Source organism: Nitrosopumilus sp., from assembly GCF_025698945.1.
Taxonomy (GTDB): domain Archaea; phylum Thermoproteota; class Nitrososphaeria; order Nitrososphaerales; family Nitrosopumilaceae; genus Nitrosopumilus.
This window is the reverse complement of record NZ_JAILWM010000004.1, coordinates 81,533-96,262: the sequence shown is the minus strand read 5'-3', so window position 1 is coordinate 96,262 and position 14,730 is coordinate 81,533. Positions and strand designations below refer to the sequence as shown.

Below are 14,730 nucleotides of genomic sequence, written 5' to 3'. Positions count from 1 at the left end.
AATGGCAAAATTTGATGATATCAAAATGGCTGAACTTGTAAAGGTTGAAGAGCCTGATGCAGACGGCGATATGACAATGATTTTTCAAGGAGATAAAAAATTAAAAATAAAAATTGTTGATGGTAAACTAGTTTCTGAATTTATTTAATTTCTTACGTGTTTTTCATAAAAAGTAATTGCTAATTCTTGTACTTCAGATTGTATTGAGCCTGGTCTTTCATCACGAATTTTTTTAATGGCATCTTTTGCTGATAATTTTTTATACTTTACAAAATAGCATGCAAGGATTGTTCCTGCTCTTCCCATTCCTGCAGCGCAATGAACCATTACTGAAGAATCTTTTGAAATTTGTTGATGAATAAATTCTACTGCAGAATCTATTTTCTCCATATCAGGAGCAGTAAGATCAGGTGTTGGTACATGAAGATAATCAATTGATTGTGTCCAATTTTCAGGCAGAGCATTCTCAGTCATAGTAACAATTGATTTTACTCCCTGGTTTACAAGCCATTGAAATTCATCATAACTAGTTGGCATTCCAGAACCTGCAAGCTTGTCTTCAATTAACCATGAGAAATTGGTTGGTTTCTTGGTAATTTTACCATGAACCTTTCTCCAAATATTTCCAGGCTTGCTCATAGTTTGGATTGATATTACCTGTATTTTTAGCATTACGAATTTTTTGAGTGTAAGACTGTTGCAATAGCTCTTACAGGAGAACCAGTTGCATCTTTTAGTTTTAGAGGTAAAATAGTGAAATTAAATTCATTTGATGAAATTTTGTTCAAGTTTGCCAAATTTTCAACAATTAAGATATTATTTTGTGATAAAAGATGATGTACAGCAAATGATTTTGCTTTTCCAAGATCAATACTAGGTGAATCGATTCCAACTAGATTGAGTTTTTTTGATGAAAGATATTTTGATGCCAAAGTATCTAATCCAGGATTTTCAGTGAAATAATTTGGTTTTTTTAGATTTTTTTGCCAACCAGTAAAAAAGAATACTGATGAGCCATTAGGAATTTTCCTATTCTTTTTTTCAAATGAGATAATATCTTGTTTTGTAATTGATGAATTCTTTGATTTTGGAATTTTGATTAAGAAGGCGTTTCCAACTAGTCGATTTATTGGAATTTGGTGTATTTTGATTCCGTTTTTAATAAAATGAAAAGGTGCATCAAGATGGGTTCCTGTATGGGAACTTAAGAAAAGCAGTTCAAGATTATATCCATCATCTCTGATATTGGACCAATCAATGAAGATTGGTTTTGGAGAACCTGGAAAACTGGGAATAGATTCAGATATTGTTAGTGTAAGATCTATTGGTTTCACATAAATACAATAGAATAGTAATTAATCAGTTTTTGAGCTATCAAAGGTTAAATAGTGATTGATGAAAATTTTCATGTGCCAACTGCATATGTTCTATTGAATTCTGATCTTGGATCAGATGAGTCAATAATTAGCGAGGTAAAGCAAATTCTTGCTGAAGAAAAAATATCATTTGAGGTTCAAGGGGTATACGGTGTATATGATATTGTCCTCAAACTATCTTCAGATGATGCTGAAAAACTTCGCTCAATTATCACAAACAAAGTCAGAAAAATTAGCAAAGTACAATCAACTTTGACTATGATGGTTATAGAAGAGCAAGAAAATCTATAATTTTTTAATTGCATCAACTACCTGAAGGATTTCAGATTCTTTATTAAAAAAGTGAGGAGAGACTCTAACAATCTTTTTTTCCATTATTTCTCTAACTGCTAAAATGATATTTTGTTTTTCAAGTTTGTCAACTATTTCTTGTGCACCAAAGCCATCAATATTAAAAGATATGATGCTTGTTCTATCCTTTGGATCTTCAGGTCCATACAACTCTACATTTGGAATTTTAGATAACTCGTCTCTGAATAAACTTGATAGATGAATGTTTTTTTCTCGAATATTTTTCATGCCAAAGTTTTGGAGGTATTTAGTAGATGATTCTAATCCAACAATTCCAACATAGTTTCTAAAACCAGTTTGAAATTTGTCTGGTAATTCTTTGTAGGCAAGTTTTTCATTTTCATATATCATTGCAGACTCACCACCAATTGTTCTAGGCTCTAATAGTTCACTAGAACTTCTACTACAATAAAACAATCCAGTTCCCATTGGACCGCAAAGCCATTTTGATCCATTAAAAGACATGAAGCTACACTTTATCTTTGATACATCAACATTATCTATACATCCTATAGTTTGTGCGCTATCAATAAAAAATGGAATCTTATTATCTAGAATTTTTCCTACTTGTTCTACAGGTAAGATTGAACCTGTATTGTATAATGCATGACTAAGTGCAACTAATTTTGTATTATCATCTAGATTAGTTTTTAGATCATCTATTTGAAAAAATCCATTATTGTCTATAGGTAAATTTCTTATCGTAGTTTTCTCTTTAAGTTTTAGCCAAGGATACAAATTAGAATGATGCTCATGTGTCATTCCACGAATTATTATGTTCGAATTTTTTCCATATGATAATCCATTTGCCACTATATTGATTCCATCAGATGTACTTTGGGTTAGAACAATTTCATCAGGTTGGCAGGAAATAATTGTTGAAATAATTTTTCTGACGTTTCGAAGTTTTTCCTCAATAAAGGATTTAGATTCATTTGAATCAGGGCCAATAGAATTGTAGGTAATTAAAAAATCATTCATTGCTTGTATGCTTTGATTAGGCATAAGGGAAACTGAAGCATTATTTAGATAGATTTTATCTGTTTGTGGAAAATCATCAGAAATATCTTTTGAAACTAAATTCATTATTATATCTGTAAAATGCTAAAATGTTGTTGGATAAAAGTCCTGACCAAGTTTTAGATGATAATTTAGTCCATATTAAAAATGAATTTCAAAATCACGTTCCCAGTATAATTTTATGCTCAGAGCCATTTCATAAAATGGAATTTCTAGATAGACTAATCAATTCTTTAGAAATGCCAATAATTTTTGTCGATATGGATTTGTTATACACTGGATATGTGGAATCTAAAATGATACCAAAAAAAGAAAATATAATATTATTTCATCCTGATAAGACAGATTGGAAAGAGAAGTTATCAGAAATCATATCAAAAATTTCAAAAGAAAATTTTCTAGTAATAATTGATTCATTTAATGGGGTTTACAATATGTTTGATGATCTAGAATCAGCTAGATTCATCAATTCTTGTATAATGTTGCTTTCATCAATATCAAGACAAGTAAATTCTTCAGTTGTAGTTACTGCAATGGCTAGAAAGAAAGAGAATGGGGAATGGGTAATATCTCCAGGAGGAAAACATGTCATTAAATCAGGAAAAACAGGAGTATATTTCCTAAAAAAATCTAAAGATGATATAGTAATCAATATTTTAGATGAGAATAATATATTTTCAAAGTCATTTAAGATAAAAAAAGAAAGAAATAATTTTTAGCGATCAGTTTTCAAACGCCGTTATAAAATTTCAAACGCCGTTATAACATCATATTTTTAGGCAAATTATATTAAGAGCAAAACAAGAATTACTTTTGTTATGCCAGTAGGAATTATTCCAGACATCAGCGAACAGATGTGTATCGGATGTGCACTATGTGTAGAAATCTGTACAACATTGGGACCAGATGTACTTAGAGTAAAACCAGTTGAAGGCTGGAAGAGAGGTAAAGCATTTGTTTTCTACCCAGAAAGATGTATTTCAGATGGTGCATGCATTGGTGTATGCCCAACAAAAGCAATCTTTTGGATGAGACCAATGGACTTTACCGTTGGACAACCAGTTCCACTCTACAAGAACTCAGTCTTCGTCAAAGGTTGGACTGAATTAATCGATTAGATTAGTTCAATCATTTTTAATTTCTTTTTCTTATTTTAAATTTAAACAGCGCCTGATGACGCTTCAGGAATCTTTGGTTTTTTCTTTAGCCAAAGCAATGCAGCAATGAACATTATTCCTGGAACTAAAATTATGATTAACATTAATTCATAGTATGTTGTAAGTCTTTGAGCAGGTTTTATGTGATATGTTTCATGTGAAGTTTTTTCGGGATTATCATAAACTGCAGTAGTAAAATCAACTGATCTTTGTTCTTTACTTTGTACATCACCAGATACTGTAACACTTTCTTCAGCAAAAATAGATGGGGAGTGAATTCCTTCTATTCTTATAATGATTGAACCTGAATCACTAAAAACAAAATTTCTATAATCCCCTCCAATCTGACTTAGACCTTCATCACGAAAAATTTCTTTTCCATTTTGAAATATTATAAAATTATATTTCATTTCAGCTAGATTAGAATTTGTTTGTGGATCATAGAATTGATATACAAATTGAATTTTTTCATGGGTTTTGATAACTGGCGGATCCCACGATAAGTTTACTTCAATGGCTAGATCAGGAGTGTATTGTAGTAAAGGAAAATTTAATTTCTTACCAGTTGCATCATGTGGATAATCAGGTATTTGTTTTTCAACAATTAAAATTCCATCCATCCACGGATGAATTGTACAAAAATAAGAAAATGTTCCAGATTCTTCAAATTTGTAAGACCAAGATTCTCCCGGAAGTATTCTATCACTATCAAAAATACCATCAGGGGTACCAAAATTATCACTCATCCATCCAAATCTTCCAGAGCCCTCACCACTTGTTACAGTATGACCTTCAATATCGTCATTATACCAAGTTATAGTATCACCAACTTTGAGAAACATTTGGGGTGGATCATACCAAACTTCTGTAGGTGTATTTAATTCAGGATTATAGGCTCCAAATGGAATATCAATGATGTATTCCTCTGCGTCAACAAGAGGGATTATGCCTATGAGCAGCAATATTGAAAGAAGAAATAAAAATTTCATATATTTTTATAATAAAATCAATAATTAAATGAATATCATTAATTTCAATAATGGCAAGTAATTATCAAGTTATAGAATTACTTAAAGTATAATATAGTAAAAATTAGAAGACTTGATATTAATAGAAAATAAATTATGAAGTACATTGTCAATCACATTTAATCTTGATAAAAAACTAATTTTTTTGGTAATGCTAGTATCAGTTGTCGCATTATCAATTACAGGTATTCTTAGTTTCAATTATGCAGATCAGATTCTAAAGGAGAGAACAGGTGATCAATTAATAGGAGAATCTACAGTACGTGGGGAGACTCTAAGATTACTTTTTGAATCAAGAATTGAACAAAATAATATTCTTGCAAATGATCCTATGATTCAATTATTGTTAGCAAAGATGAATGAAGTTTCGGAAGAAAAAATAAAAGAGAACAGAGAACTTAATCGTAGAGATTTTTTAATTCAAGTTCAGGCATTCCAAGAATCAGTTGGATTTTCAATAGGACTTGAAGATGTAAAGATAATTGGTTCCTCTGGTAAGGTTTACTTTTCACTTGAGCGAATTACAAATGAAGATTATTCAGATGATCCACTATTCCAAAAGGGTCTAACTTCATCATTTATTGAATTCACGCCAACAGAAAATGGTAAAAAAATGTTGGTTGTATCACCAGTGTTTGCCAAAGATAGCAAAAGGGGAGAGCAGGCTATTGGTGTAATTATATCTAAAATGAGAACTGCTACATTAGATAACATACTGATTAACAGAAGTGGACTAGGAGAAACAGGCGAGGTCTATATTGTTAACAGTAATTATTTGATGTTATCAGAGTCTAGATTTTTAGAAAATGCAGTATTTCAACAAAGAGTGGATTCTTTAGCAGTCCAAAAATGTCTAAATGAAGGAATAGATTTTGTTGGATTTTATACAGATTATAGGAAGACACCGATTTATGGTTCATCTTATTGTGCAAATGATTTAGGAATAGTTTTGCTTGTAGAAATTGATCAGGCTGAGGTAGAAAAACCAATAGATATTCTACAAAGTAGAATTTTTCAGACAGGAATTTTAATTACATTAGGAATGGGAGTTGCAGCTTTTCTAATTTCAAAATCTCTTTCAAGACCCATAATTAAATTGAAAAATGCTGCAAATAAAATAGCAAGTGGAGATTTTGATGTTAGAACAAATATTAAAACTAGAGATGAAATAGGAGAACTTTCTTTTGCATTTGATTCAATGGCAGAGAAGCTTCAAGAATCACTATTTGAAATCAAAGAGAAAGAAGAAGTAATTAGGCAACAAGAAGATATTTTGTTACAATTCTCTGATCAAAGTGAAAAATATTGTGTAGGAATGATAGATATTATGGATTCTACAAAAATATGTTCAAATCTATCAGAGACCGAAACAAGTGAATTTTATAATATTTTTATTAATTCTATTGCTGCAATAATTAATAAATTTGGAGGAATTGTCGTAAAAAATATTGGTGACGCATTATTATTCTATTTTTCATTTGAAAATGGAAATGAGAAAGATACTTTGAAAAAATGTTTAGATTGTTGTCTAGCATTAAGTAATGCACACGATGAAATAGTAAAGAAATTAAAAAAAATTAATCTGCCAACCTTAGATTATAGAATTAGTGCTACATATGGAATTGTTAGAATAGCAAGAGCATCAACATCTTCTGTTAATGATATTTTTGGAAGTACAGTAAACAGATGTGCTAAATTGAATAGAAATTCTCCCCCTAATGGAGTTATTATTGGAGAGAGTTTTTATGATCAAGTAAAAGATTTTGAAGAATACAAATTTGAGAAGATTGAAAGTAAAATAGTTTCAACAGAAGAGGTATACATTGGCTATTCTGTATCTAAAAATCAATTGGTTTGATTATTTTTTTTAAAACTAAATTTTGATGCCCAACCATTATTTTGTTTTTTGTTGGATTTCTTAGAAAGATTTTCCAGCATTTCATATGTAATTGTAAAACCATGTCCAACCATAGTTGCATCTTTGGCATATTGTGTTTTATCAGGCACAAATTCATCTGCTAAATCCTTGATTTTTTTGGTTTTTAAATCAAATAATCGAATTTTTTTACCATTTTCAAGTTTTATGATTGCATCTCCACTTAATCCTTGAATTGAAAATGTTTCAAAGAATCGTATACTGCCACATTGCTTTAGTTCTATTACTGAATCATAAGTTAATTTTCCTCCATAAAATAAAATTTCTCGTGCTGAGAGGATTACATCATCTTCTACATTAAGTACAACAATTGTGTCTGCTTCAAGGCGAACCGTGTTAACCACATTTTCTGCAATAATTTTTCCATTGGGTGCAGAAACATGTGTTCGGTGTTCTTGGATCTGAAAGATTCCAACTCTACCATCAGGATCTTCAACTCTAAATTTCCTGCCAAAAATATTTCCTACAACAATATTTCCATTATCAACAATTAATCTAGCACCATTTTCAATTTTGTATTTGTTCTCTAATGGATTAAGAAATTTAAAATCACCATTTGTCAGATGAATGTTTGTCTGAAATTCTTTTGTCCATGATGGACTTGTAATATTTCCCTGCATAATTATTGGACCATCATAAGTAAGTGTTCCTGCCATGAAATTTCCTTTTATTGATAATGCACCATTAGCTTTTCTTTCTAATTCAATTTCACCTAAAGTTTTCGAACCAAATAATCTCGTTGCAGTAGAATTTGCTCGATTCAATGCTGCTGCCCATTCTTCTGCAGTTTTCATTTCTTTTGATAATTCTTGACCAAGAATCTGATTTTTTCTTCTCACATCACTTTCAGAATCCCCAGAATATACTCTAGAATTTTTTATCTTTTCAAAATCAGTTTCTGGATATTTTTTTCCAATTTTTAGATCTTCGTATGCTTGCTTTATTTTGATAAATTGTTCATTTTCTCCCCCACGATCTGAATGATACTGAAGTGCTAATCTTCGAAATGCGTCTCTAATTTCTTTCTCAGAAGAGCCTTCAACTATGCCTAAAATATCATAATTACTTTCAACCATGCCTATCTCTTGTGTTTTCCCTTTAATTTTTTCATTTTCTTATACTTCTAGTTTTTTACATTATAAAATATCAAGGATTCTTATTTGTTCTATATCAAATCTTTCAGAAAACCAGTAAAACCATCAGATGGCACAACTTCGACTGATCTTAATTGCCCTAAAAATTGTAATTTTTCTCGTTTATCATAATAATTGAAAGTTCCTTCCTTGTCAGGATATATTGTGATGATGTCTTTCTGTCCAGGTTCCAATAAATCTGTTTGAACATTAAAATCATCAATGTATAATCGATGATGTTTGTTACCATGATTTTCAACTGTTAACACATATGCAAAACTTGTTCTCATGATTAATGTAGGATTATTTTCTTCAGCAGTCCCTAAAATTCCTACAAGAATGGTTTGATCATCAATGTCTTTGAATGCAACAGTTTGTTGAACTTTTTCTGGCCAAAAAATTTCTACATGTCTAATATTTCCTTGTCCAATAACTGCAATAAAAGATGCAAAACCAATAATACCAATTACTAAACCAATTAGAATAAAACTTCTATCTTTCATTAATATATCAAATTGATCATACTATTTTTATTAATTATATAATAATCAAATTGTGAAAAACAAGGAGAATTCTATGTTGTTTATTATTTGACAATTAAAACAGGGATCTTTGTTTTGTGCATTACATAGTTAGATGTACTACCTAGAAATGCTTCTTTTGCTCCACCCACACCTCTTGCACCAATAACAATCATGTCAAATTTTCCTTTTTGTGCAAAATTAACAATCTCTGATCCAGTGTGGCCACCGCCAGTTTTGTATTTGAATGTAGCACCGGCTTTTTGAACTCTATTCATTGCAGGACCAATTGCTTTGACTGCTTTGTTTTGAGCGTCATCTTTCATTTTTTTAGTATACTTTATTCCTGCGGCAAGAGGTAAATGAAATACATAAAATCCGGTAATCTCAGCACCACTTCCCTTAGCAATTTCAATTGCTCTATCTAGACCACGCATGGCATTTGGAGAGCCATCAAGTGGTACGAGAATTTTTTGGAGTTTTGCCATAAAATAATTCAAAAACTATTCAATATAAAAAACAGCGATGATTTTCAATGTTGGTATTATTCATTCTAATCAAATAATGTGAATTTACAATAAAAGAGAAAAATGAAATGGTATTTTGATGATTTTATTTATGGTTCAATTGATGGAGCTGTCACTACATTTGCAGTAGTAGCAGGTGTAATGGGTGCCTCTTTACCTGCAGGCATTATACTGATTTTGGGTTTTGCAAATCTATTTGCTGATGGATTTTCAATGGCAGTATCTAATTATCAAGCATCAAAGGCCAGAAATGAATTTGTTGCAATGAAAAAACGTCAAGAAGAATGGGAGATTGAGAATTTAGAAGATGATGAGAGAGAAGAAATCAGAGAGATTTACAGGAAAAAAGGATTCAAAGATGAATTGTTAGAAGATGTAGTTAGAATAATCACATCAAGGAAAAAAGTATGGATTGATACTATGATGAAAGAAGAATTAGGTTTAATTGAAGATTCCAAAAATCCAATTCACAGTTCTATAAGTACATTTGTTGGTTTTAATTTAATTGGAATAATTCCATTAATTCCATTTATGATTTTTTTTACAATTGGAATTGAATTGAATTCACAGGCTTTTCTTTACTCAGTAATATCAGTAATTTCTGCATTTTTTATTGTTGGAATGATAAAGGGAAAAATTGTTAAAAAATGTTTGATTAATTCTGGAATTAATACGCTAGTAATAGGTGGTGGAGCTGCAATAGTTGCTTATACTGTTGGGTATGGTCTACATTTGTTGATAGGATAGCATGGTATGTCTGAATTAAAGCATCACATGGGTCTTTTTCAACTCACAATGTACGGAGTTGGATTAATTCTTGGTGCTGGAATTTATGTACTAATTGGTGAGGCAGCTGGATTTGCTGGAGATGCAGTATGGATTGCATTTGTTTTAGGATCTATTGTAGCTTTGTTTGCAGGATTTAGTTATGCTGAATTAACATCAATTTTTCCAAAGGCAGCTGCAGAATATGTTTTTATTAAAAATTCTTTTAAAAATAATTTTTTTGCTTTTGTAATTGGATGGTTGACAGCAATTACATCAATAATAACTGCAGCAACAGTTGCATTAGGATTTGGAGGTTATTTTATTGAATTTGTAGACATTCCAATAATTATTTCTGCAATAGGATTACTAGTAATTTTATCAATTGTAAATTTTATAGGAATTAGAGAATCAGCTTGGACTAATACTATTTTTACAATTATTGAAGCGGCTGGATTGATACTAATAATAATAATCGGTTTTACATTTGCAAATCCAGAACCTGTAAATTATATGGAAAGTCCTACCGGAATTTCAGGAATTGCTATTGCCTTTGTACTGATATTTTTTGCTTTTATTGGGTTTGAAGATATGGCAAATATAGCCGAAGAGGTAAAAAAACCAAGAAAAACTCTTCCGCGAGCAATAATTCTTTCAGTCATAATTTCTGGGATAATATACATTCTAGTTTCTTTAGCAGTAGTTAGAGTGGTAAATTGGGAGGAACTTGCTACCTCATCAGCTCCAATGGCCATGGTTGCGGAACGAGGACTAGGTTCAGAGGCACATATTATTTTATCAGCAATAGCATTGTTTGCAATTACTAATACTGTACTAATTACTCTCATTGCAGGTTCTAGAATATTTTATGGCATGGCAAAAGAGAATGTATTCCCAAAGATTCTAGAGAAAGTTCATTTCAAAACAAAAACTCCATGGTTATCAATTATAGTTATAATGATTACATCTATAATTTTTACAACATTTGGGGATATTGTAGTTGTTGCAAACATTACAGTTTTTGCAATTGTAATTACATTTGCAGCTGTCAATTTAGCTGTAATTGTTTTACGATATACACAACCTGATATCGAGAGAAAATTCAAGGTGCCAATCAATATTGGGAAATTTCCAGTTCTTCCATTAATTGGATTAATTATTTCTGGATATATGGCATTACAATTTGATCTTGAAGTGGTAGCAGTAGGAATAGGAATAATTGTTGTTGGTATAATTTTCTATTTGTCATATGGAAGAAGAAAAGTGGAAATTAAATAAATTAATTTTTCTTTGATTTAATTAATGCAAAGATGGCAATAATGATTCCAATTATTCCAAAGACAAGTCCAGTAATTCCAAAATTAAATTGAGAATTTGGATTTTCTAAATTATTAATTGATTCTTTAAGATCATGAATTTCTGCAATTAACGATGTATGACCATCAATGATTTGCATTAGAGTTAGATTAGATGGTTCAGGAAATTCTATCCATTCTCTTTCTTCTACCTTTGGTGGATGCATTGATAGGCTAATTGGAGTATCATTGATTGTTCCCAATATGTTAGCTTGATAGAATCCAGCAATGGTAGGATTAACAAATGCATAATATTTTCCAGTAACATCATGATCAGGGGACAATGGAAGAATTATGCTTTCATCTTTGTATATTAGTTGAATCTTAACTGTATTTTTTAATCCAGTAATTCCATTTTTGAATACTTGTTCTTCAAGTTCCAATCCAGGCTCAAGTGGACTAACATAGAATTCAATTGCATTAGTCTCTCCAGAAACAACTGGTTCATTCATCCAACCAATTTCTACTCTGTATTCACCAACTGAATCTACAGTATGTGCAAATGCAATTCCAATAAACCCAGGTACAAGTATCAAAATTAAAAACATAAAATGAAATTTCATACTAAAAAAAGTTAAAATGATTTTAAAAATGTTATAGTTGCTTTCGTTAATTGAAGTTAATATTAGGCATCAGCATACATTGAAACTTCCCAAGCAGTAGGAGTTTGTGCAAATGCAGTATATTCTTTATTTTTTAATTCGCAATATATATCAAGAAAATCTTTTGTGAAAATTTCTTCTAGGAAACCAGAATCACTTTGTAATGAATTTAATGCACCTTTTAATGAAACAGGAAGAGAACCAATTTTATACTCTCTTTTCTTTTCTGCAGAAAGCTTGTATACATTTTCTTCAACTGGATCTCCTGGATCGATTTTATTTTTAATGCCATCCAATCCAGCTAATAACAAAGCAGCTTCAAGCAGATAGATATTTGCAGTTGGATCAGGAACACGATATTCTATTCTTTTACTTTTTTCTTGATTTCTATAATACATAGGTACACGTATTGCAGCAGAACGGTTTCCCATTCCCCAACAAACATTTACAGGAGCCTCAAAACCAGGAACAAGACGTTTGTATGAGTTTGTTGTTGGATTTGTAATTGCACATAATGCTGATGCATGTTCTAAGATTCCCCCTACATAATAACGCCCTAGTTGACTTAGTTGGGCAACTTCATCATTTGGATCAAACATGACATTGATTTTATCATTCCATAAACTTTGATGAGTATGCATTGCTGATGCGTTATCACCAAAAATTGGTTTTGGCATAAATGTAGCAACCTTGTTTTTTCGTTTTGCTTTAACTTTAACAATATTTTTGACCGCAACAACACTATCTGCCATTTTAATCATTTCATCATAAACTAAATTAATTTCACATTGACCAGATGTTGCAACTTCATGATGTTCAGCCTCTATTTTAATACCAAAATGATTGTATAGATCTTCACAAATGTCTTTTCTAAATGTTTCAAGTGTATCTTTTGGTTGAGCTGGATAGTATCCTTCTTTTAGATTAATTGCAGTACTTACATTACCTTTAGCCCAAGGAGATTCTTTTGATTCAATGGAATATCCCGAACCACCATAAGACTGAGTTGCTCCATATGGAGACGGATAGACGTTAATAGTATCAAAAACAAAAAATTCAATCTCAGGTCCCCAATTAGTATGAGTCAAACCAAATTCTTTGAGTTTTTTAGAGGCTTTTTGAGCAATTCCCCTAGAATCACGATTATATCTAATTTCATCTACAGAATTTCCTTCATACAAATCACAATAGAAGACAGCATTTTTTCTGTTTCCTTGATCATAATCACTTGGTAGAATTCTAAATGAATTAGGATCTGGTTTTAAGATCATATCTGATTTATTAACAGATTTGAACCCGACGATTGAGCTTGCATCTAGTTTTTCTAAACCATTTTCAAAACTATTTTTATCAATTGCATAGCTTGGCATTCCAAGTCGATGTAGTTCTCCAAAAATATCTACAAACCATAAATTAACAAAAGTAATATTTTCTGCCTGAATTTTTTTTAGGGCAGCGTCTGCATCCATTACAATACTTTAAAATCACTTTACTAATAATAGTTAGTAAAGCAGAATTGTCAATATAGTCATGTAAAGTTTTTAGGATTCTGGATAATCTTCGATTGGATTTGTTTTTTTGAAATTCTTTAATTCATCTTCAAAGAAGAATTTATCAGTTAGTGCAGGTTTTAGATCATCTAACCAAATAGCATTTTCGTCATACTTTGCAAAAAATGGAACTTGAACCCAATTTGGATTTCTTCCTTGTAAGAATCGGAGAACAATGACTTTTTGATCTTGAAGATCTGCTGTTCCAATAACATGAACTTTTCCTGGAGTAGCAGACATACTTGGTCCCCGAACAGTTCTTGCTAATCCACTCACAGATGAGTATGCTTTTTTAAATATTTCATATGCCTTGACTAGAGGAACGCCAAAATAATGTTGAGCTCCTGTATCTCTTACTACAAACATGTAATACGGAATACATCCTAACTGAACCTGTTTTGTCCACATTTTTGCCCACATATCTGCATCGTCATTGATATGTGCCAGTAGTGGAGATTGTGTTCTAATTTGAGCACCTGTTGATCTTACTGCATTAATTGCATCAACAACAGCACTTGTAGATAATTCATTTAGATGATTAAAGTGAGCCATAAATGCAAGATGTAATCCATTTTTAGTTATTTTTCTAAATACATCTAACATTTCCTGAGAATCAGAATCTGTCAAAAATTTGTAAGGCCAATATGAGAGAGATTTTGTTCCAATTCTAATTGTTTTAAGATTTGGAAGTTTTGCATCTATTAAAATATCAATATATTTTGAAAACATTTTTGCTTTCATGATCATTGGATCTCCTCCAGTAAAGAGAACATCAGAAATTTCAGGGTGTTCTCTCAGATATTGAACAAGTTGATCACCTTCTTGCATAGCAAACTTCATTTCATCCATTCCAACAAATTGTGGCCATCTAAAACAAAAGCTACAATATGCATGACATGTTTGACTTTGGCTTGGAAAAAACAAACATGTTTCATTATATTTGTGCTGCATTCCAAATAATTTGGTACCATCTTTTAGTGTTGGAACATTAAGTTCCATTTGACCTGCTGGATGTGGATTTAGTTGAAGACGAATTTCATTTGCAATGGATGCAATTTCTTTTTTATCTGCATTATTTTTTAATGCAGTTGCCATTCTATCATAATGATCTGGTTTTAGCATTCCTTTTTGAGGAAATGTTAAAACATACATTGGATCATTTGGAATATTATTCCAATCAATAAGTTGCTCTACAACATAGTTATTTGCTTTGAAGGGCAATACATTACCAACTACTTCCATCTCAAATTGAGTTTCTTCAGAAAGTTTCTGAATTTGTGGAATTTGGCGGAAATTTGATAAAGTATAGGATTTTAGTGATGGAGAATCATCCCATATAGTTGCCTGATAGGTCATTCAGTAAATAACGCAGATACCCTTGTTAAAGGTTACACATATTTTTTATATAA

At 31.1% G+C, this 14,730-nt stretch carries 17 protein-coding genes; 7 read left to right on the top strand and 10 right to left on the bottom strand.

The window, feature by feature from the left end:
* Position 1 precedes the first annotated feature (1 nt).
* Positions 2 to 148: a hypothetical protein gene (locus K5790_RS08785; protein ID WP_297594250.1), complete on the top strand. Its 147-nt coding sequence runs from the start codon at positions 2 to 4 to the stop codon at positions 146 to 148.
* Here K5790_RS08785 and K5790_RS08780 read toward each other — a convergent pair.
* Both K5790_RS08780 and K5790_RS08775 read right to left on the bottom strand, forming a co-directional pair.
* Positions 145 to 639, bottom strand: a complete 495-nt coding sequence (locus K5790_RS08780; RefSeq protein ID WP_297594248.1) for a dual specificity protein phosphatase 23 — start codon at positions 637 to 639, stop codon at positions 145 to 147. The two genes, K5790_RS08785 and K5790_RS08780, sit on opposite strands and share 4 nt — an antisense overlap.
* A gap of 32 nt (positions 640 to 671) precedes the next feature.
* Positions 672 to 1,334 (bottom strand): cyclase family protein, encoded by a 663-nt coding sequence (locus tag K5790_RS08775; RefSeq protein ID WP_297594247.1) that lies wholly within the window; start codon positions 1,332 to 1,334, stop codon positions 672 to 674.
* Between the two features lie 75 nt (positions 1,335 to 1,409).
* Here K5790_RS08775 and K5790_RS08770 point away from each other — a divergent pair, with 75 nt between their 5' ends.
* A complete protein-coding gene (locus tag K5790_RS08770) occupies positions 1,410 to 1,667 on the top strand; it encodes an Lrp/AsnC ligand binding domain-containing protein (RefSeq protein WP_297594544.1) in 258 nt (85 codons plus the stop codon).
* On the opposite strand, the gene K5790_RS08765 is transcribed toward K5790_RS08770, so the two are convergent.
* Positions 1,662 to 2,813: an aminotransferase class V-fold PLP-dependent enzyme gene (locus K5790_RS08765; protein WP_297594245.1), complete on the bottom strand. Its 1,152-nt coding sequence runs from the start codon at positions 2,811 to 2,813 to the stop codon at positions 1,662 to 1,664. The two genes, K5790_RS08770 and K5790_RS08765, sit on opposite strands and share 6 nt — an antisense overlap.
* 26 nt (positions 2,814 to 2,839) lie before the next feature.
* Between K5790_RS08765 and K5790_RS08760 the strand changes: the two genes are divergently transcribed.
* Both K5790_RS08760 and K5790_RS08755 read left to right on the top strand, forming a co-directional pair.
* Positions 2,840 to 3,466: a hypothetical protein gene (locus tag K5790_RS08760; protein WP_297594243.1), complete on the top strand. Its 627-nt coding sequence runs from the start codon at positions 2,840 to 2,842 to the stop codon at positions 3,464 to 3,466.
* A gap of 99 nt (positions 3,467 to 3,565) precedes the next feature.
* A complete protein-coding gene (locus K5790_RS08755; protein WP_007402606.1) occupies positions 3,566 to 3,865 on the top strand; it encodes an ATP-binding protein in 300 nt (99 codons plus the stop codon).
* A gap of 41 nt (positions 3,866 to 3,906) precedes the next feature.
* Here K5790_RS08755 and K5790_RS08750 read toward each other — a convergent pair whose 3' ends face one another.
* A complete protein-coding gene (locus K5790_RS08750; RefSeq protein WP_297594241.1) occupies positions 3,907 to 4,893 on the bottom strand; it encodes a plastocyanin/azurin family copper-binding protein in 987 nt (328 codons plus the stop codon).
* 145 nt (positions 4,894 to 5,038) lie between these two features.
* On the opposite strand from K5790_RS08750, the gene K5790_RS08745 reads away from it, so the two are divergent.
* The gene (locus K5790_RS08745; protein WP_297594239.1) at positions 5,039 to 6,790 is read left to right on the top strand and encodes a HAMP domain-containing protein; all 1,752 of its coding nucleotides are present in this window, start codon (positions 5,039 to 5,041) and stop codon (positions 6,788 to 6,790) included.
* Here K5790_RS08745 and K5790_RS08740 read toward each other — a convergent pair.
* The 3 genes from K5790_RS08740 to K5790_RS08730 all read right to left on the bottom strand — a co-directional run bounded on the left by K5790_RS08740 (position 6,778) and on the right by K5790_RS08730 (position 9,010).
* The gene (locus K5790_RS08740) at positions 6,778 to 7,944 is read right to left on the bottom strand and encodes a DnaJ domain-containing protein (protein WP_297594238.1); all 1,167 of its coding nucleotides are present in this window, start codon (positions 7,942 to 7,944) and stop codon (positions 6,778 to 6,780) included. The two genes, K5790_RS08745 and K5790_RS08740, sit on opposite strands and share 13 nt — an antisense overlap.
* An 89-nt stretch (positions 7,945 to 8,033) precedes the next feature.
* The gene (locus tag K5790_RS08735; RefSeq protein WP_297594237.1) at positions 8,034 to 8,504 is read right to left on the bottom strand and encodes a hypothetical protein; all 471 of its coding nucleotides are present in this window, start codon (positions 8,502 to 8,504) and stop codon (positions 8,034 to 8,036) included.
* Positions 8,505 to 8,587: 83 nt separating this feature from the next.
* Entirely contained in the window at positions 8,588 to 9,010 is a 423-nt protein-coding gene (locus K5790_RS08730; protein ID WP_297594236.1) for a universal stress protein, read from the bottom strand.
* A gap of 102 nt (positions 9,011 to 9,112) precedes the next feature.
* On the opposite strand from K5790_RS08730, the gene K5790_RS08725 reads away from it, so the two are divergent.
* Both K5790_RS08725 and K5790_RS08720 read left to right on the top strand, forming a co-directional pair.
* Entirely contained in the window at positions 9,113 to 9,796 is a 684-nt protein-coding gene (locus K5790_RS08725) for a VIT1/CCC1 transporter family protein (RefSeq protein WP_297594235.1), read from the top strand.
* 6 nt (positions 9,797 to 9,802) lie between these two features.
* Complete coding sequence (locus K5790_RS08720) at positions 9,803 to 11,092, top strand: APC family permease (RefSeq protein ID WP_297594233.1); 1,290 nt, start codon at positions 9,803 to 9,805, stop codon at positions 11,090 to 11,092.
* Between the two features lies 1 nt (position 11,093).
* Here the strand turns inward: K5790_RS08720 and K5790_RS08715 are convergent, their stop codons facing one another.
* The 3 genes from K5790_RS08715 to K5790_RS08705 all read right to left on the bottom strand — a co-directional run bounded on the left by K5790_RS08715 (position 11,094) and on the right by K5790_RS08705 (position 14,677).
* On the bottom strand, positions 11,094 to 11,732 hold the full coding sequence (locus tag K5790_RS08715) for a hypothetical protein (RefSeq protein WP_297594231.1): 639 nt from the start codon (positions 11,730 to 11,732) through the stop codon (positions 11,094 to 11,096).
* A 62-nt stretch (positions 11,733 to 11,794) separates the two neighbouring features.
* Positions 11,795 to 13,240, bottom strand: coding sequence for a type I glutamate--ammonia ligase (gene glnA / locus K5790_RS08710; RefSeq protein ID WP_297594229.1), 1,446 nt, complete (start codon positions 13,238 to 13,240; stop codon positions 11,795 to 11,797).
* 72 nt (positions 13,241 to 13,312) lie between these two features.
* On the bottom strand, positions 13,313 to 14,677 hold the full coding sequence (locus K5790_RS08705; protein ID WP_297594227.1) for a lysine 2,3-aminomutase: 1,365 nt from the start codon (positions 14,675 to 14,677) through the stop codon (positions 13,313 to 13,315).
* Positions 14,678 to 14,730: the final 53 nt, after the last annotated feature.

Excerpts from the sequence above, each read along its gene's own strand:
- K5790_RS08785 (WP_297594250.1), top strand. The coding sequence starts at position 2 with ATGGCAAAATTTGATGATATCAAAATGGCTGAACTTGTAAAGGTTGAA.
- K5790_RS08780 (WP_297594248.1), bottom strand. The coding sequence starts at position 639 with ATGAGCAAGCCTGGAAATATTTGGAGAAAGGTTCATGGTAAAATTACC.
- K5790_RS08765 (WP_297594245.1), bottom strand. The coding sequence starts at position 2,813 with ATGAATTTAGTTTCAAAAGATATTTCTGATGATTTTCCACAAACAGAT.
- K5790_RS08755 (WP_007402606.1), top strand. The coding sequence starts at position 3,566 with ATGCCAGTAGGAATTATTCCAGACATCAGCGAACAGATGTGTATCGGA.
- K5790_RS08750 (WP_297594241.1), bottom strand. The coding sequence starts at position 4,893 with ATGAAATTTTTATTTCTTCTTTCAATATTGCTGCTCATAGGCATAATC.
- K5790_RS08740 (WP_297594238.1), bottom strand. The coding sequence starts at position 7,944 with ATGGTTGAAAGTAATTATGATATTTTAGGCATAGTTGAAGGCTCTTCT.
- K5790_RS08735 (WP_297594237.1), bottom strand. The coding sequence starts at position 8,504 with ATGAAAGATAGAAGTTTTATTCTAATTGGTTTAGTAATTGGTATTATT.
- K5790_RS08730 (WP_297594236.1), bottom strand. The coding sequence starts at position 9,010 with ATGGCAAAACTCCAAAAAATTCTCGTACCACTTGATGGCTCTCCAAAT.
- K5790_RS08725 (WP_297594235.1), top strand. The coding sequence starts at position 9,113 with ATGAAATGGTATTTTGATGATTTTATTTATGGTTCAATTGATGGAGCT.
- K5790_RS08720 (WP_297594233.1), top strand. The coding sequence starts at position 9,803 with ATGTCTGAATTAAAGCATCACATGGGTCTTTTTCAACTCACAATGTAC.
- K5790_RS08715 (WP_297594231.1), bottom strand. The coding sequence starts at position 11,732 with ATGAAATTTCATTTTATGTTTTTAATTTTGATACTTGTACCTGGGTTT.
- glnA (WP_297594229.1), bottom strand. The coding sequence starts at position 13,240 with ATGGATGCAGACGCTGCCCTAAAAAAAATTCAGGCAGAAAATATTACT.
- K5790_RS08705 (WP_297594227.1), bottom strand. The coding sequence starts at position 14,677 with ATGACCTATCAGGCAACTATATGGGATGATTCTCCATCACTAAAATCC.